This is a genomic window from Paracoccus aminovorans (genome assembly GCF_900005615.1).
Lineage (GTDB): Bacteria > Pseudomonadota > Alphaproteobacteria > Rhodobacterales > Rhodobacteraceae > Paracoccus > Paracoccus aminovorans.
Window position 1 is genome coordinate 2855546 of record NZ_LN832559.1, and the last position, 16509, is coordinate 2872054.

The following is a 16509-nucleotide window of genomic DNA, read 5'->3' on the forward strand; positions in this document are numbered from 1 at the left end:
CGTTGGACGCCGCAGCCGGTTTCGGGCTACGACTTCGGGTGTATTGGCCGAAACCGGGGCCCATGCCAATTTGACGGGATCCAGAGGGGGAAATCACATGCGTCTTAGCCGGAGAATCACCCTGCTGGCCGGGGCGGCCGCGCTTGCCGGCCTGGCGCTTCCCGCCGCGGCCCAGGACGCCGCGCTGCCCGCCATCCGCGTCGGCACCCTGGAAAACGGCACTGTCAACTGGGAGCTGCAGACCATCGTCAAGCGCGGGCTCGACCGCGAGAACGGCTTTCGCCTGGTGCCGATGATCCTGGCCGGCAACCCCGCCACCCAGGTCGCCATGCAGGGGGGCGAGGTCGACACCATCGTCTCGGACTTCCTGTGGGTGGCGCAGCAGCGGGCGCGCGGCACCGGCTTCCGCTTCCTGCCCTATTCCACCGCCGTGGGCGGCGTGATGGTGCGCGCAGACAGCCCGGCGCGGACGCTGGCCGACCTCAAGGGCAAGAAGATCGGCATCGCCGGCGGTCCGGTGGACAAAAGCTGGCTGATCCTGCGCGCCTGGTCGCGCGAGAAGCTGGGCCAGGACCTGGCCGACGTGACCCAGCAGGTCTTCGGCGCGCCGCCGATGATCCTGAACGCCGCCGAGACCGGCGAGGTCGATGCCGCGATCAACTTCTGGCATTTCCAGGCCAAGATGAAGGCGCGCGGCATGCGCGAGATCATGTCGGTCCAGACCGCGGCCGGCGACCTGGGGCTGGACCCGTCCACGCCGCTTCTGGGCTATGTGCTGCGCGACGACTGGATCGAGTCCAACCGGGTGCTGGCCGAAGGCCTGGCCCGCGCCTCGCGCACCGCCAAGGCGCTGCTGGCGCGCGACGATGCCGCCTGGGAGGACCTGCGCCCGATCATGGAGGCCGCCGACGACGCCGAATTCGAGGCGCTGAAGGCCGGCTGGCGCGCCGGCATCCCCGCCCACGGCCCGGTCGATGCCGCGAACGCGCAGAAGATGTTCGCCACCATGGCCGAACTGGGCGGCGAGGAATTGACCGGCGGCGTCGCCACCCTGCCCGAGGGCCTGTTCTGGTGGCCGGAGTAGCGCCGGCTTGACCAGGACGCCCAAGCCCCCCGCGACCCGTTCCGGCCTGGTGCCGGGGCTGTTGTCGGTGCTCGCCATGCTGCTGCTGTGGACCGTCGCCTCGCAGCTGACCGACCGGCCGCAGACCCTGCCGGCCCCCTGGGAGGTCGCGGCGCGCATCGGCCGGCTCGTCGCCACGGGCGAGCTGTGGTTCAACGCCGGCATGACCCTGTTCCGCGTCGTCGCCAGCTTCGCGCTGGCCATGGCGGTCGGCATGGCGCTGGGGCTGTGGATGGGCCGCAGCCGCGGGGCGGACCAATGGCTCAACCCCGGCGTCATCATCCTGCTGAACGTGCCGGCGCTGGTGGTGATCGTGCTGTGCTACATCTGGATCGGCCTGAACGAAACCGCCGCCATCCTGGCCGTGGCGCTGAACAAGATCCCGGTGGTCACGGTGATGATCCGCGAGGGCACCCGGGCGCTGCGGCCCGACCTCGACGACATGGCCCGCGCCTTTCGCATGGCGCCGCTGGCGCGGCTGCGCCATGTCGTGCTGCCGCAACTGGCGCCGCATGTCGCCGCCTCGGCGCGGGCCGGCATCTCGCTGATCTGGAAGATCGTGCTGGTGGTCGAGTTCCTGGGCCGCTCGAACGGCGTCGGCTTCAAGATCCACCTGCTGTTCTCCAGCTTCGACGTGACCGGCGTGCTGGCCTGGGCGCTGGCCTTCGTCGCCGTCATGCTGGCGATCGACCTTGCCCTGCTGCGGCCGTGGGAGGCGCGGGCCAACCGCTGGAGGCAGGATGCGGCTTGACCTGGACGCCAAATCCTTCGGCACGCGGCCGGTGCTGGGCCCGCTGACGCTTTCTGTCGCGCGGGGCGAGCGGGTGGCGATCCTCGGCCCCTCGGGCATCGGGAAATCGACGCTGCTGCGCATCCTGGCCGGGCTCGACGCAGAGTATCGCGGCCGGCTGGACGGCGCCGACCGGCTGGCCGTGGTGTTCCAGGAACCGGTGCTGCTGCCCTGGCGCGACGCGGTGGCGAACATCGCCATCCCGACCGGCTGCGACGCCGCCACGGCACGGGACTGGCTGGCGCAGGTGGGCTTGGCCGGGCACGAGGCGAAGGTCCCCCGCCAGCTGTCGCTGGGCCAGCAGCGGCGGCTGGCCCTGGCCCGCGCCTTTGCCGCCGGCCCCGACATCCTGCTGATGGACGAGCCCTTCGCCTCGCTGGACGCCGAGACGGCGGCGCGGATGCTGGCGCTGACCGACGCGCTGCTGGCGCGCACGGGCGCCGGGCTGGTGCTGGTCACCCACGACCCGCGCGAGGCCGAGGCGCTGCACGCCCGCCCCCTGCACCTGGCCGGCCAGCCGGCGCGGCTTCAGAACGACTGATCCCAGACCCTTCCGTCAGTGTCCTGGGCGTGGACCGTCACCGGCCCCTCGCCCGGGGCATGGGCAAAGCGGAACACCGGGTCTTCGGAAATCGAGATCCCGGCCTCCATGGCGAACAGCGGCGCCGCACCCTGCTTGACCTCCAGCACCTGGATGAACTCGGCGGGAATGGTCAGGAGCGTCACCTGGTCGCGCTGCAACCCCGAGAAATTCGGGTGCCGGATCATCAGCGTGCCGATCTGGCGGCCGGCTTCCTCGGTCTCGCGATAGCGCATCTGGCCCATGGTGGCGCGCACCTGGTCCATGCTTTTCCCGGCCGGCGCCGCGCAGCCGCCCGAAGCCTTGACGAAGCGCCCGGCCATGACCTTGCGCCCGTCCGCCAGCGTGGCGATGGCGCGCAGGTCGGAATAGCTGTCCACCCGGACCCGCACCTCGAAATCCAGGGGCATCAGCGCCGCGCCGAATGTGAACTCGGCCGCAACCGGCGCCGGGTTGCCGTCCACCACCAGCGTCAGCGCGGTGATGGCGGGAGCGCCGGGCGGCTGGGTGATATGGACCGGCACCAGCGCCGGATTGTCGGCGCGCGGCGGGGCGTCGAGGTCGAAGACCGCCGGATCGACCGGCGGCTCCTCGTCGGTGCCGATCACCGCCAGCCGCATGTCGTCCCACAGCGCCGAGGGCTGCATCGGGTTCGCCACGTCGGCCGCAAGTCCCGGCGCGGCCAGCAGGGCCATCACAAGGGCCGGAATGGGCGCAAGTTTCATGTGCGTTTCTCCTTCGGCATGCGGCGATAGACCAGCGCGGTGTCGTCGCTGGCGGCATCCGCCTCGGCCTCGGCCCGCAGCCGGGCGTTGAAGGGCGAGCGCGAACAGACCGGATCGGTCGCCCGCGCATCCCCCGCCATCGCCATCGCCTGGCAGCGGCAGCCGCCGAAATCCACCTCGCGCCGGTCGCAGGACTGGCAGGGCTCGGGCAGCCAGGCCGTGCCGCGAAAGGCGTTGAAAGCGTCGCCGTGATGCCAGATCCGCGCCAGCCCCCGCTCGCGGATATTGTCGAAATGCAGCCCGGCGATGGTCTGGGCGGCGTGGCAGGGCAGCACGGTCCCGTCCGGGGCGATGTTGAGACCGGTCGAGCCCCAGCCGCCCATGCAGCTTTTCGGATAGACGGCATGATGGTCGGCCGGCACATAGTCGATGACCATGCGCCCGCGCAGCCGCGCGCGCGCCGCGTTCACCACCTCGCGCGCCTGCGCGGCCTGGGCCATGGTCGGCATCAGCGGCCGCCGGTTCAGGTCGGCCCAGCCGTGGAACTGCACGGTCGCGACCTCGATGCGGCGGCAGCCCAGCCGCTCGGCCAGGGCGATCATCTCGGGCAGGCGGTCCAGGTTCTGGCGATGCACCACCGCGTTCAGGGTCAGCGGAAAGCCGATGGCGCCGATCCATTCCGCCACCTGCATCTTGCGGGCGAAGCTGCCGCCATAGCCGCTGATCCAGTCGGCCATCTCGGCGTCGATGCCCTGCAGCGACAGCTGGATGTGATCGACCACGCCGTCGAGTTCGCGCAGCCGCGCCTCGGTCAGGCCGATGCCCGAGGTAATGAGGTTGACGTAAAGCCCCGCATCCCGTGCCGCGCGGGCGATCTCGGCCAGGTCCCGGCGCGAGGCCGGCTCGCCCCCCGACAGATGCACCTGCAGCACGCCCAGTTCGGCGGCCTGCCGGAAGGTGTCGGCCCATTCCGCCGCCGTCAGCTCGGCCTGCACCCGCGTCAGCTCCAGCGGGTTCGAGCAATAGGGGCAGGCCAGCGGGCAACGATGCGTCAGCTCGGCCAGCATCGCCATCGGCAGGCCGGCGCGAACCGGATTGCCGTCGATGTCGCGGGGGGCGGGCGCGTCGGTCATGCGGCGTCCTCCTGCGTGCCGTCGCCCTCGGCGCAGGCCAGGAACACCATGCGCCGGTCGACGAGACCGCGGATGAAATCCTGCACGTCGCCCTCGATCTGCTCGGCGGGGGCGTCATAGCGCGTGCAGAGGTTCACCACGACCTCGGCCAGGCTGCGCTTGCCGTCCAGCTCGGACAGGATCGCGTCGCCGACCGCATCCAGCTGCACCGCCCGTTCCGGCGCCAGCAGCACGCGGATGCCGCGCACCCGGTCGTCGTGCAGCCGCACGCCGCGCGGCAGATAGGGCACGCAGGCGCCGCTGATGGCCCGCCCGGTCATGGCACCGCAGCCGCGTCTCGCGCGGGCTCGGGGATGGCCGAATCCAGCAGCCCCTCGCCCGGCCGCCAGGCGCCGGGGGGAAGCCGCCCCTCGACATAGCCGTGCCACAGCGCGTCCAGCTGGGCCCACAGCACGTCGGTCTTGAACACCAGCGCCGCCGCCGCCGCGTCCTGTTTCTCCAGCGTGTCGGCGTGGTCCAGGACATAGGTCAGGCCGAATTCGACATCCTTCGGCGCCTCGGTCAGCCGGTTTCGGAAATAGGCGAGGCTGGCGTCGTCGGCGAAATCGTAATGCTTCAGCAGCCCTTCGATGCGCTCGGCGTGGATCTTGGGCGCGAACATCTCGGTCAGGCTGGCGGCCACGGCATCCAGCAGCGGCATGTCGCGCACGAAGCGCACATAGGCATCGACGGCGAAGCGCGTCGCCGGCATCACCCCCGCGCCGCTGGCGACGTAATCGGGATCCAAGCCCACGGCCCGGGCCAGCGCCAGCCAGCGCCGGATGCCGCCGCCCGCGTCCACGCCGCCGTCGTGATCCTCGATCCGGTGGCGCCAGATGCGGCGCAGCTGCGGGTCCTCCAGCCGCGACAGGAAGGCCGCGTCCTTCATCGGGATGCGCGACTGGTAATGCCAGCGGTTGACGACCCAGGCCCGCACCTCGTCCGGACTGCACTGCCCGCCGTGCAGGCGTTTGTGGAACGGGTGACGGTCGTGATAGCGCTCGGCGCCGATGCGCTTCAGGCGTTCGTGGAACTCGGCGCGGGTCTGGGCGCGGTGGTCGGCAAGCTTCATGGCGCGATCTCCATGCCGTCGTGGCCGATCTTCCAGCCAGCCGCCTGCGCCTGTGCGCGCTCGGGGCTGGCGGGATCGACCAGCGGGTTGGAATTGTTCAGATGCACATAGATGCGGGCGCCCAGGGACACCCGACCCAACGCATCCAGGCTGCCGCCGGGACCCGAGACCGGCACATGGCCCATGCGCCGCCCGGTCTTGGCGCCCAGGCCCTCGCGGACCATCTCGTCATCGGTCCAGAGCGTGCCGTCGAACAGCAGCGCATCCGCACCTTCGATGCGGTCGCGCAGCCAGTCCGGGACCGAGGCGCAGCCGGGAATATAGAAGGCCCGGCGGCCGTTCGCGGCCAGTTCGACGCCCACGGTCTGCTCGCCCATCAGTTCGGTCTCGACCCGCGCGCCCTCCAGATACAGCGGCACCTTGCCCGGCACCGCGAACAGCGTGGCGCGCAGCCCGGGCACCAGGTCGAAGCCGCAGTCCAGCGCCACCTCGCGCCGCTGGACCAGTGCCGGGTCCAGCGCCGACAACATCGGATTGGCGGCCAGCACCGCCTGGATGGCGGGGGTCGCGAACAGGTCGAAGGCCTGCCCCTCGCGCAAAGTCAGCAACCCGGCGACATGGTCGATGTCGCCGTTCGTCACCAGCACCGACCGGATCGGAGAGCCGCGCAGCCCCTGCGGACGCAGGGCCGGCGTCGCGGCCAATTGCTGGCGCAGGTCGGGCGAGGCGTTCACCAGCGCCCAGTCGCGGCCATTGGCGGATACGGCGATCCCGCTCTGGCTCATGGCGGGGATGTGCCCTTGGCGCGCGGCATCGCAGTTGCGGCAGCCACAGTTCCACTGCGGCACGCCGCCACCGGCGCCGCTGCCGAGAATCAGGATGCGCATGGGTCAGGGGTCCTGGAAGACCCGGCCCCCGATGGCCGGGGACCGGACCCGGATTTCACCGGATCGGCTTAGAACAGGACCGGCTCGTCCTCGGCCGGGGCATACATGTTGATTTCCATACCGCAGGCGATTTCCTTCAGCGCGGGTTTGGTCCAGGCCATCTGTTTCTCCTCCTACTGGGCATCGCGTCGAATGCGTGCAGGTCGATGCTGGGCCCGGGCGGTATCCGCGTCAACGCGCCAAAGGTCGTAGATGGCAAGCCCCATGGGGCTGTGCTAGCCTTGCCGCCCGAAAGGAAACGCCATGTTCCACCTGGTCCTGGCCGCCTGCCTCGCCGCCCAGCCCGGCACCTGCGACACCCGCCTGCTGCCCGCCGACGAGGCCGCAAGCCGCGGGGATTGCGAGGCGCGCGCCGAGGCCGTCGCCCGGGACTGGCTGACCCGGCACCCCGACCTGCGCGCCGGCGAGGGCGGCGCGCGCTGCGTCGAGACCGCCGAACTGCCCGCCCTGACCATGCAGGAGGTCGCGCCCGGCGTCTTTGTCCACCAGGGCGCCATGGACCAGCTGTCGCCGCAGAACCGGGGCCGGATCGCGAACCTCTCCTTCGTCATCGGCGATTCGGTGGCGGTGATCGACACCGGCGAAACCCGGGCCGAGGGCGAGGCGCTGTACGCCGCCATCCGCCAGGTGACCGACAAGCCGGTCAGCCACGCCATCCTGACCCATATGCACCCCGATCACATCCTGGGCGCCCAGGTGTTTTCCGAAGCCGGCGCCGCCATCGTCGCCGACGCCCGCCTGCCCGAGGCGGTGGCGCGGCGGGCGGAGGCCTGGATGATCTCGGTCCCGCGCCAGATCGGGGCCGAGAATTTCGCCGGCACCCGCATCGCTTCGGTGGACCATGAGGTCGCGGGCCCCGAGACGATCGCGCTGGGCGGCCGCGACCTGCGGCTGGTGCCGGTCCCGCCCGCCCATACCGACAGCGACATGACGGTGCTGGATCTGGAAACCGAGACGCTGTTCACCGGCGATCTGGCGTTTCTGGGGCTGACGCCGTCGCTCGACGGCTCGTTGCAGGGCTGGCTGGACTGGCTCGACCATCCGCCCGACCCGCTGCCGGCGCTGGTGGTGCCCGGCCACGGTCCGGTCACCGAAGGCTGGGACGAGGCGGTGACGCCGACGCGGCATTACCTCTCTGCCCTGCGCGACGCCACGCGCGACGCCATCGCGCGGGGTCTGGCGCTTTCGGCTGCGATCCCCGCGATCGTGCTGGCGATGCGGCCGGTGTCCGAAGGCTGGGCCGATTTCCAGGCGGTGACGGCACGCAATGCCGCCACGGCCTTCGCCGAACTGGAATGGGAATAGATTGCCTCGCCCGCGCCCCGATGCCACAACTATGCCGAGCGCAACAGGAAGGTATGGTCATGGCACGTCTTGCCCGGCACGGTTTCATCGCGGCGGCTCTGGCCGGTCTGCTGCTGGTCGGCACAGCGCATGCACAAGACGCGCCCCTGCCCGAGCGGCGGCTGTCCCTGCAAGCCGATACCGACCTGCCGGGCGGCGATCTTGGCCCGCTCTTCGACACCACGCTGCAAGCCTGCGTGCAGGCCTGCCTGGGCAATGCCGCCTGCACCGCGCTGACCTATAACGAACGCGCCCGCGCCTGCTTCCCCAAGGGCGAGGGCACCGGCGCCGCCGCCGCTTTCGTCGGCGCCCTGTCGGGCCATGTCGTCACCGCCACCGCCGAAGAGCGGCTGCGCGCCGAATCGCGCACCGGGACGGCCCCGTTCCTGGACGCGCAATCGCTGGGCGCCGCGCAATCGCTGGCGCGCTCCTTCCCGGCGCTGCACCCGCCGCAAGGCGATGCGCAGGGCAGCGCGCAAGAGGCCGAGAGCAGCGGCGACCTGGCCCGGGCCGCCCGCATCACCGCCGCCGAGGCCGCGCGCTATGACCGGGCCGAGGACTGGACCAACCTGGCCCGGCTGACGCTTTACACCAGCGACCAGAACGACCGCGAGGCCTCGGCCGCCATCGCCTCGATGGCGATCAACGGCTATCTGCGCGCGGGCGAGGACGCGGTGGCCGCCCGGGCGCTGTCCTGGCTCGCCATGGCGTGGGAGCGGCTGGACCGCGGCCGCGACGCACTGGCGGCGCTGCGGCTGGCGGCGAAACTGGCGCCCGCCGACGGCGCCATCGCGCAGGCGCTGGAGGAATCGCAGGCGCGCAACGGGTTGCGCGTTTCCGACACGCAGGTCGAATCCGAAGGCAAGACGCCGCGCTTCTGCGCGGTGATGACGCGCGAACTGTCGGGCAGCACCGATTACGCGCAATTCCTGCGCCTGCCCGGCCGCGACCTGACCGTCGAGGCCAGCGGCGACCGGCTTTGCGTCGCCGGCCTGACCCACGGCCAGGACGTCGAGGTCACCCTGCGCGCCGGCCTGCCCTCGGCCGATGGCGAGGTGCTGGCCCGCGACGTGACTCTCAAGGGCTATGTCCGCGACCGCAGCCCCGAGGTGCGCTTTCCCGGCCGCGCCTATGTCCTGCCAGCCTCGGGCGACCAGCGGCTGTCGATGGTCACGGTCAATGCCGACACCATCGACCTGCGCCTGCTGCGCATTTCCGACCGCAACCTGATCCGCGCCATGGCCGAGGACATGTTCGCCACCCCCCTGGACAGCTGGCAGGCGGATTACTTCGGCGACCGCATGGCGCGCGAGGTCTGGAAGGGCAAGGCGCAGGTCGCCAAGCCCATGGGCCAGGACAGCCTGAACCGCGAACTGACGACCAGCCTTGCCATCCCGGCCGAGGCCGGCCCGCTGGAGCCCGGCATCTATATCGTCGAGGCGGGGATCGAGAACGAGAACGTCTCGGACACCGGACTCGCGACGCAATGGTTCGTGATCTCGGATTTCGGGATTTCCACCTTCAGCGGCACCGACGGGCTGACCGTCGCGGTGCGCAGCCTTGCCGATACCTCGGCTAAGCCGGGGGCCGAGGTGGCGCTGGTCAGCCGCTCGAACGAGGTTCTGGCCAAGGCCGTGACCGACGCCGACGGCATCGCGCATTTCGCGCCGGGCCTGGCGCTCGGCAAGGACGGGGCGGCGCCTGCACTGGTGACGGTGACCGATTGGCAAGGCGAGGGCGCGGATCGCGCGCCGCGCGACATGGCCTTCCTGTCGCTGTCGGACCCCGAGTTCGACCTGTCCGACCGCGGCGTCGAGGGCCAGCCGCCGGCGCCCCCCATCGACCTGTTCCTGACCACCGACCGCGGCGCCTATCGCGTCGGCGAGACGGTGAACGCCACCGTGCTGGCCCGCGATGCCGAATCGCGCGCGCTGCAGAACCTGCCGCTGACCGCCGTGATCCTGCGCCCCGACGGGGTCGAGGCGACCCGCCTGCCCGCACAGGACGCGGGCGCCGGCGGCAGCACGGTGGCCTGGCAGATCCCCGGCAACGCCCCGCGCGGCACCTGGCGGATGGAGCTGCGGACCGAGGCCGACGGCCCGGCTCTGGCCACAGCCCGCCTGCTGGTCGAGGATTTCCTGCCCGAGCGCATCGACTTCACCCCGAAACTGCCCGAAGGACCGGCCCGCGCCGGCGGCACGCTGGCGCTGACGCTGAACGCGCATTGGCTGTTCGGGGCGCCTGCCGCGAACCTGCCGGTCGAGGGCACGCTGCGCCTGTCGCCCACCCGCGAACTGGCCGGCTTCGACGGCTATGTCTTCGGCCGCGAGGACGACGACACCTCGCCGGTGACGGACAGCCTGCCCGCCGGCCAGACCGATGCGCAGGGCGATTACCAGACCCAGATCGACCTGCCACCGGCGGGCGAGCTTGGCCCGCGCCCGGTCGCGGCCGAGGTGGTGCTGGACATCCGCGAAGGCGCCGGCCGCCCGGTCGAGCGCACCGAGACCCGCGTGGTCATGCCCGAGGCCCCGGTCGTCGGCATCAAGCCGCTGTTCGAGGGCGGCACCGTGGCCGAGGGCGTGGAGGCGCGCTTCGCGCTGGTCGCGGTCGGGCCGGACCTGAAACCGGCCGCCGAACCCCTGCGCTGGGTGCTGAACCGCATCGACACCGACTACCAATGGTATTCGCTGGGCGGGCAATGGAACTGGGAGGCGATCACCACCCGCACCCGCGTCGACGAAGGCGTGGCCGAACCGGGCGCCGCCCCGGCCGAGATCGCGGCGCCCGTCGAATGGGGCCAATACGAACTGGTGGCCGAGCCGGCCTCGGGCCAGGGCGGGCAAAGCTCGACCCGGTTCTATGCCGGCTGGGGCGCGGTGGCGAATGCCGGCACGCAGACGCCCGACCGCTTGCAGGTTTTGCTGGACAAGCCCGCCTATCGCAGCGGCGATACCGCGCGGGTCACGGTCGATGCCGCCAGCGACGGGCTGGGCCTGGTCTCGGTGCTGTCGAACCGGCTGGTGTCCATGCAGACCGTGGCATTGAAGGCGGGCGAGAACCGGATCGACCTGCCGGTGACCGACGATTGGGGCGCCGGGGTCTATGTCACCGTCAGCGCCATCCGTCCCCTGGGCGAGGCCAAGGCCGACACCCGCGCGCCGGTGCGGGCGCTGGGGCTGGCCCATGCCGCCGTCGATCCCGGCGACCGCAAGCTGACGGCCAGCATCGAGGCCCCCGCCGAGACCCGCCCGCGCGGCACCATCCCGGTCACGCTGAAGGTCGATGGCGCGGCGGGCGGAACGGTGCATGCCACCGTCGCCGCCGTCGATCAGGGCATCCTGAACCTGACCCGGTTCCAGCCGCCGAACCCATCGCAGCATTACTTCGGCCAGCGCCGGCTGGGCGTGGGGCTGCGCGATCTCTACGGCCGGCTGATCCTGTCCACCGGCGCCCCGGACGGCGCGCTGCGCGAAGGCGGCGACGCCATGAGCGGCAATGCCGAGGCGCCGCCGCCGACCGAAAAGCTGATGAGCTGGTTTTCCGGCTCGGTGACCGTGGGCGCGGACGGCACCGCGACCGTCGAGGTGCCGGTAGGCGATTTCAACGGCGAGGTGCGGGTGATGGCCGTTGTCTGGTCCGCCAAGGGCGTGGGCCAGGCCGATGCCTCGGTGCTGGTGCGCGACCCGGTGGTGATGACCGTGACCGCGCCCGCCTTCCTGGCGCCGGGCGACCGGGCGCAGGTCGGGCTGCGGCTGACCCATGCCGCGGGGCCCGCGGGCGCGGTCAAGCTGGCGGTCGAGCAGGTCGGCGGCGCCGCGCCGCTGGCGACCAGCCTGCCCACGGACAGCGTGACGCTGGCCGAGAAGGCCGAAGCACAGGTGCAGATGCCGGTGACGGCGGGCGATGCCGAGGGGTTGGCCAACCTGCGCCTGACGCTGACCACGCCCGACGGGCAGGCGCTGACCAAGGATATCACCATCCCCGTGGCGCTGAACGAGGCCGACATCCAGCGCCAGGACCGCCTGGTGGTCGAGCCGGGGCAAAGCGTCTCTGTGCCTGCCACGCTGACCCAAGGCATGCTGCCCGGCGCCCTGCTGACGGCGGCGGTCGGACCTTACGCGCGGCTGGACGTGGCGGGGGCGCTGGCGCGCCTTTCGCGCTATCCCTATGGCTGCACCGAGCAGCTGACTTCGGGGGCGATGCCGCTCTTGTATCTGCCCGGCCTCGCCGCGCTGGAAGGCGTGGATGGCGGCGATACGGCCGAGCAGGTGCAAAAGGCGATCACGCAGATCCTGACCCGGCAGGGCAGCAACGGCGGTTTCGGGTTGTGGTATGCCGATTCGGGCGACCTGTGGCTGGAGGCCTATGTCACCGACTTCCTGTCGCGGGCACGCGCGGCCGGCCATGCAGTGCCCGACACCGCCTTCAAGCTGGCGATCGACAACCTGCGGAACCGGGCCAATTACGCCACCGAACCCACCGCCGCCTCGGCCGAGGAGAATGCCGCACTCGCCTATGCGCTGGCGGTGCTGGCGCGCGAGCGTGCCGCCACCGTCGGCGACCTGCGCTATTACGCCGACACCGCCGCCGGGTCGTTCTCGACCCCCATGGGCGCGGCGAACCTGGGCGCGGCGCTGGCGTCCTATGGCGACCAGGGGCGGGCGGACCGGATGTTCACGCAGGCGCGCAACCTGCTGAACCTCGGCGCGCCCGAGCCCTATGCCTTCCGCGCCGACTACGGCACTAAGCTGCGTGACGCGACGGCGCTGCTGGCGCTGGCGGCCGAGGCCAAGACCCGGGCCGTGGACGAAACCGACCTGACCAGCCAGGTCGCCGAGCGCATCGCCCGGGCCGAGGAGGACGGGCGCAGCCTTTCCACCCAAGAATCGGTCTGGACGGTGATGGCGGCGCAGTCGCTGTCGCGCGCGACCCCGCCGGCGACGCTGAACGGGGTGGCGCTGAACCAGCCGGTGGCGAGCCTGCCCGACGCCGAGGCGAGCCTTGCCAATACCGGCGACGGCGCGCTGGAAGTGACGCTGACCGCGACCGGAAAACCCTCGGGCCAGGTCGCGGCGGGCGGCAAGGGCTATGCCATCGCCCGGCGCTATTACAGCATCGAGGGCGAGGCGCTGGACCCCGCCAGCCTGAAGCAGGGCACGCGCATGGTGGTCGAGCTGCAGGTCTCGCCCCAGTCCGAGGGCGGCGGGCGGCTGGTCATCTCGGATCCGCTGCCGGCGGGATGGGAGATCGACAACCCGAACCTCTTGCGCGCAGGCGACGTCTCGGCGCTGGATTGGCTGGAAGGCGAGACCTCGGCCGAGATGACCGAATTCCGCGCCGACCGTTTCGCGGCGGCGCTGACCTGGACCTCGGCCGAGCCGTTCCGGCTGGTCTATATCGTCCGCGCCGTGACCCCCGGCCAGTTCCGCCACCCGGCGGCCAGCGTCGAGGACATGTATCGCCCCGAGTTCCGCGCCTGGAGCGATAGCGGCACCGTCACGGTCGCGCCCTGATCTCCGCGCGGCGCCGGTGGCGCCGTCGCGACGATGAGTATTTGCAGAACAGAGAAAGCCGGGCGGGATTTCCCGTCCGGCAGCGCGCGCCGCGGAAAGCATCGCTTGCCGGAACGGGTTCGCCGCGCGATAATCCCGCGACCGACAGGGAAGGGAGGAGACCTTGCCCGAACGCCATGAGGATCGCGTCGCCTCGGCCTCGCAATCGCCGGGGGCGGTGACGCGGCTGGCCGCCAGCTGGCGCCGCTCGATGGTCAAGCACGGGCTGGACCCCGCCCGCCCGCCGCAGCTGCGCCGCCTGACCGGGCGAGAACTGGCCGAGCGCCGCGGCCGACTGGACGAGTTCATCGCCGTCGCCCGGCCGCAGCTGGACCAGCTGTTCCAGCTGGTCTGCCCGACCGGCTGCAACGTGCTTCTGACCGACGCCACCGGCATCGTGCTGGAACAGCGCGCCAGGGATGCCGATACGGGGGTGTTCCGCGACTGGGGGCTGTGTGCCGGCACCGACTGGTCGGAACAGGCCGAGGGCACCAACGGCATCGGCACCTGCCTGGCCGAGGGCCGCCAGGTCACCATTCACCGCGACGAGCATTTCTATACCCGCAACACCGGCCTTTCCTGCATGGACGCGCCGATCTGGGGGCCGGACGGGCGGCTGATCGCGGCGCTGGACGTGAGCTCGGCCCGCTCGGACCATACCGAGCGCTGGAACGCGCTGATCGCGGCGCAGGTCGCCCACAGCGCGCGGGCCATCGAAGCGGCGTTCTTTCGCGTGTCTTTTCCCGGCGCGCGCATCATCGCCGCGCAGGCGGCGGGCGCCGAGGATGCGGCGCTGCTGATCGCGGTGGACAAGGACGACCTGGCCATCGGCGCCAACCGCGCGGCCCGCCGCGCCTTCGGGCTGGAGAAGGAGGGCCGGCTGCGGCCGCGGCCGGCCTCGGACCTGCTGGGTCGCGACGATGAGGCCACCGGCTTTGAAAAAGCCGAGCGCGCCGCGGTGATTCGCGCTCTCGCCCGGGCCGAGGGCAATGTCTCGGCCGCCGCCCGCGCGCTGGGGGTGGGCCGGGCGACGCTCTATCGCCGGATGCAGCGGCTGGGGATTTCGGAAAATCCGGGGCGATTGTCTCGGGGGTGAAACACATTCCGCGGCGCGGCGTGGCGGCCGCGTTGATTTGCGGGGCCGCGCGCCCCACCCTTCTGGAAGAACCGGCGGGAGGAGCCGGGCAGGACAGGAGGAACCATCATGCCGAACGACCAGACGCATGACTTCAAGGGCGTGAACGCATTGCCCTTTGCCAAGCGCTACGACAACTACATCGGCGGCGACTGGGTCGCACCGAAGTCGGGCAAATATTTCGTCAACACCACGCCCATCACCGGCGCCGAGATCGGCGAGATCGCCCGCTCGAACGCCGAGGACATCGAGGCGGCGCTGGATGCCGCCCATGCCGCCAAGGACAAATGGGGCCATACCGCCCCGGCCGAGCGGTCGAACATCATGCTGCGCATCGCCGACCGCATGGAGGCGAACCTGGAGCTGCTCGCCACGGCCGAGACCTGGGACAACGGCAAGCCGATCCGCGAGACCATGGCCGCCGACGTGCCCTTGGCCATCGACCATTTCCGCTATTTCGCCGGCGTGCTGCGGTCGCAGGAAGGCACCATCTCGGAAATCGACAGCGAAACCATCGCCTATCACTTCCACGAGCCGCTGGGCGTGGTCGGACAGATCATCCCCTGGAACTTCCCGCTGCTGATGGCCTGCTGGAAACTGGCGCCCGCGCTGGCCGCAGGCAACTGCGTAGTGCTGAAGCCGGCCGAGCAGACCCCGGCCAGCATCATGGTCTGGGCGAACCTGATCGGCGACCTGCTGCCGCCGGGCGTCTTGAACATCGTCAACGGCTTCGGGCTGGAAGCCGGCAAGCCGCTGGCGTCCAATCCGCGCATCGCCAAGATCGCCTTCACCGGCGAAACCACCACCGGCCGGCTGATCATGCAATACGCGGCCGAGAACCTGATCCCGGTGACGCTGGAGCTGGGCGGCAAGTCGCCGAACATCTTCTTCGCCGACGTGGCGCGCGAGGACGACGATTTCTTCGACAAGGCGCTGGAAGGCTTCGCCATGTTCGCGCTGAACCAGGGCGAGGTCTGCACCTGCCCCTCGCGGGTGCTGATCCAGGAATCGATCTATGACCGTTTCATGGAGCGCGCCGTGAAACGGGTCGAGGCGATCAAGCAGGGCGACCCGCGCGATGCCTCGACCATGATCGGCGCCCAGGCGTCGAGCGAGCAGAAGGAAAAGATCCTGAGCTACCTCGACATCGGCAAGAAGGAAGGCGCCGAGGTGCTGACGGGCGGTTCCGCCGCCGACCTGGGGGGCGAGCTGTCGGGCGGGTTCTACATCCAGCCGACCATCTTTCGCGGCCACAACAAGATGCGGATCTTCCAGGAAGAGATCTTCGGCCCGGTCGTGTCGGTGACCACCTTCAAGGACGAGGCCGAGGCGCTGTCGATCGCCAATGACACGCTCTATGGCCTCGGCTCGGGCGTGTGGTCGCGCGATGCCAACACCTGCTACCGCATGGGCCGCGGCATCAAGGCGGGCCGGGTCTGGACCAATTGCTATCACGCCTATCCGGCCCATGCGGCCTTCGGCGGCTACAAGCAGTCGGGCATCGGGCGCGAGACGCACAAGATGATGCTGGACCACTATCAGCAGACCAAGAACATGCTGGTCAGCTATTCGCCGAAGAAGCTGGGCTTCTTCTGATCCCGGCGGCGGGGGCTTCGCGCCCCCGCACCCCCGCGGGGTATTTGTGAAACGAAAAAATGCGCGTTGTTTCTTCGTTGTCCGAATACCTAGACATCATGGCTGCATCCGCAGCGGGATGTGAAAGGAGAAGACCAAATGGCCACCGTCACAGCCACGCCCGCCGCGCTGGACCTGCTGGCCGAGATCGTGGCCGAGCATGGGCCGGTGCTGTTCCACCAATCCGGCGGCTGCTGCGACGGCTCGTCGCCCATGTGCTATCCGCAGGGCGAGTTCCGTATCAGCGAGCGCGACGTGAAGCTGGGCGAGATCGGGGGCATGCCCTTCTATATCTCGGCCAGCCAGCATGATGCCTGGAAGCACACCAACCTGACCATTGACGTGGTACCGGGCCGAGGCGGCATGTTCAGCCTCGACAACGGTCGCGAGAAGCGTTTCCTTGTGCGGTCGGACATCTGCCGGACATGACC

Annotated in this window: 14 protein-coding genes; 8 read left to right on the top strand and 6 right to left on the bottom strand. The window is 70.7% G+C overall.

Translation table 11 applies throughout. The annotated features are described in order from the left end of the window. Positions 1–97 precede the first annotated feature (97 nt). The 3 genes from JCM7685_RS14225 to JCM7685_RS14235 are packed head-to-tail and all read left to right on the top strand — an operon-like array spanning position 98 to position 2454. A complete protein-coding gene (locus JCM7685_RS14225; protein ID WP_074969312.1) occupies positions 98–1084 on the top strand; it encodes an ABC transporter substrate-binding protein in 987 nt (328 codons plus the stop codon). Positions 1085–1091: 7 nt separating this feature from the next. After that, positions 1092–1874, top strand: a complete 783-nt coding sequence (locus JCM7685_RS14230) for an ABC transporter permease (protein WP_074969310.1) — start codon at positions 1092–1094, stop codon at positions 1872–1874. Then, positions 1864–2454: an ATP-binding cassette domain-containing protein gene (locus JCM7685_RS14235; protein ID WP_074969308.1), complete on the top strand. Its 591-nt coding sequence runs from the start codon at positions 1864–1866 to the stop codon at positions 2452–2454. Before JCM7685_RS14230 ends, JCM7685_RS14235 begins: the two co-directional genes overlap by 11 nt. On the opposite strand, the gene JCM7685_RS14240 is transcribed toward JCM7685_RS14235, so the two are convergent. The 6 genes from JCM7685_RS14240 to pqqA all read right to left on the bottom strand — a co-directional run bounded on the left by JCM7685_RS14240 (position 2442) and on the right by pqqA (position 6510). After that, positions 2442–3218 (bottom strand): quinoprotein dehydrogenase-associated SoxYZ-like carrier, encoded by a 777-nt coding sequence (locus JCM7685_RS14240; RefSeq protein ID WP_074969306.1) that lies wholly within the window; start codon positions 3216–3218, stop codon positions 2442–2444. The genes JCM7685_RS14235 and JCM7685_RS14240 overlap by 13 nt on opposite strands. After that, positions 3215–4351 (bottom strand): pyrroloquinoline quinone biosynthesis protein PqqE, encoded by a 1137-nt coding sequence (gene pqqE / locus JCM7685_RS14245; protein WP_074969304.1) that lies wholly within the window; start codon positions 4349–4351, stop codon positions 3215–3217. The genes JCM7685_RS14240 and pqqE overlap by 4 nt, the downstream gene beginning before the upstream one ends. Further along, positions 4348–4671: a pyrroloquinoline quinone biosynthesis peptide chaperone PqqD gene (pqqD, locus tag JCM7685_RS14250; RefSeq protein ID WP_074969302.1), complete on the bottom strand. Its 324-nt coding sequence runs from the start codon at positions 4669–4671 to the stop codon at positions 4348–4350. The genes pqqE and pqqD overlap by 4 nt, the downstream gene beginning before the upstream one ends. Continuing rightward, on the bottom strand, positions 4668–5462 hold the full coding sequence (gene pqqC, locus JCM7685_RS14255; RefSeq protein WP_074969300.1) for a pyrroloquinoline-quinone synthase PqqC: 795 nt from the start codon (positions 5460–5462) through the stop codon (positions 4668–4670). Before pqqC ends, pqqD begins: the two co-directional genes overlap by 4 nt. Further along, positions 5459–6349: a pyrroloquinoline quinone biosynthesis protein PqqB gene (gene pqqB / locus JCM7685_RS14260; protein WP_074969298.1), complete on the bottom strand. Its 891-nt coding sequence runs from the start codon at positions 6347–6349 to the stop codon at positions 5459–5461. Before pqqB ends, pqqC begins: the two co-directional genes overlap by 4 nt. Before the next feature lie 68 nt (positions 6350–6417). Then, positions 6418–6510, bottom strand: coding sequence for a pyrroloquinoline quinone precursor peptide PqqA (gene pqqA, locus JCM7685_RS14265; RefSeq protein WP_019353469.1), 93 nt, complete (start codon positions 6508–6510; stop codon positions 6418–6420). A gap of 142 nt (positions 6511–6652) precedes the next feature. Here pqqA and JCM7685_RS14270 point away from each other — a divergent pair, with 142 nt between their 5' ends. From JCM7685_RS14270 to JCM7685_RS14290, 5 genes are all read left to right on the top strand, one after another. Beyond that, entirely contained in the window at positions 6653–7714 is a 1062-nt protein-coding gene (locus JCM7685_RS14270; protein WP_074969296.1) for a quinoprotein relay system zinc metallohydrolase 2, read from the top strand. A gap of 59 nt (positions 7715–7773) precedes the next feature. Then, positions 7774–13269 (top strand): alpha-2-macroglobulin family protein, encoded by a 5496-nt coding sequence (locus tag JCM7685_RS14275; RefSeq protein ID WP_074969334.1) that lies wholly within the window; start codon positions 7774–7776, stop codon positions 13267–13269. Positions 13270–13432: 163 nt separating this feature from the next. Then, on the top strand, positions 13433–14404 hold the full coding sequence (locus JCM7685_RS14280) for a helix-turn-helix domain-containing protein (RefSeq protein WP_074969294.1): 972 nt from the start codon (positions 13433–13435) through the stop codon (positions 14402–14404). Positions 14405–14512: 108 nt separating this feature from the next. Further along, positions 14513–16039 carry an aldehyde dehydrogenase gene (gene adh / locus JCM7685_RS14285; RefSeq protein ID WP_074969292.1) on the top strand — a complete coding sequence of 509 codons (1527 nt, stop codon included), beginning with the start codon at positions 14513–14515 and terminating at the stop codon, positions 16037–16039. 138 nt (positions 16040–16177) lie between these two features. Beyond that, the gene (locus JCM7685_RS14290; RefSeq protein ID WP_074969290.1) at positions 16178–16507 is read left to right on the top strand and encodes a DUF779 domain-containing protein; all 330 of its coding nucleotides are present in this window, start codon (positions 16178–16180) and stop codon (positions 16505–16507) included. Positions 16508–16509: the final 2 nt, after the last annotated feature.

What these genes read in the sequence shown, in the direction of transcription:
- JCM7685_RS14240 (WP_074969306.1), bottom strand. Translation starts at nt 3,218, where the DNA reads ATGAAACTTGCGCCCATTCCGGCCCTTGTGATGGCCCTGCTGGCCGCG.
- pqqC (WP_074969300.1), bottom strand. Translation starts at nt 5,462, where the DNA reads ATGAAGCTTGCCGACCACCGCGCCCAGACCCGCGCCGAGTTCCACGAA.
- JCM7685_RS14225 (WP_074969312.1), top strand. Translation starts at nt 98, where the DNA reads ATGCGTCTTAGCCGGAGAATCACCCTGCTGGCCGGGGCGGCCGCGCTT.
- pqqE (WP_074969304.1), bottom strand. Translation starts at nt 4,351, where the DNA reads ATGACCGACGCGCCCGCCCCCCGCGACATCGACGGCAATCCGGTTCGC.
- JCM7685_RS14290 (WP_074969290.1), top strand. Translation starts at nt 16,178, where the DNA reads ATGGCCACCGTCACAGCCACGCCCGCCGCGCTGGACCTGCTGGCCGAG.
- pqqD (WP_074969302.1), bottom strand. Translation starts at nt 4,671, where the DNA reads ATGACCGGGCGGGCCATCAGCGGCGCCTGCGTGCCCTATCTGCCGCGC.
- JCM7685_RS14275 (WP_074969334.1), top strand. Translation starts at nt 7,774, where the DNA reads ATGGCACGTCTTGCCCGGCACGGTTTCATCGCGGCGGCTCTGGCCGGT.
- JCM7685_RS14235 (WP_074969308.1), top strand. Translation starts at nt 1,864, where the DNA reads ATGCGGCTTGACCTGGACGCCAAATCCTTCGGCACGCGGCCGGTGCTG.
- pqqB (WP_074969298.1), bottom strand. Translation starts at nt 6,349, where the DNA reads ATGCGCATCCTGATTCTCGGCAGCGGCGCCGGTGGCGGCGTGCCGCAG.
- JCM7685_RS14270 (WP_074969296.1), top strand. Translation starts at nt 6,653, where the DNA reads ATGTTCCACCTGGTCCTGGCCGCCTGCCTCGCCGCCCAGCCCGGCACC.
- pqqA (WP_019353469.1), bottom strand. Translation starts at nt 6,510, where the DNA reads ATGGCCTGGACCAAACCCGCGCTGAAGGAAATCGCCTGCGGTATGGAA.
- adh (WP_074969292.1), top strand. Translation starts at nt 14,513, where the DNA reads ATGCCGAACGACCAGACGCATGACTTCAAGGGCGTGAACGCATTGCCC.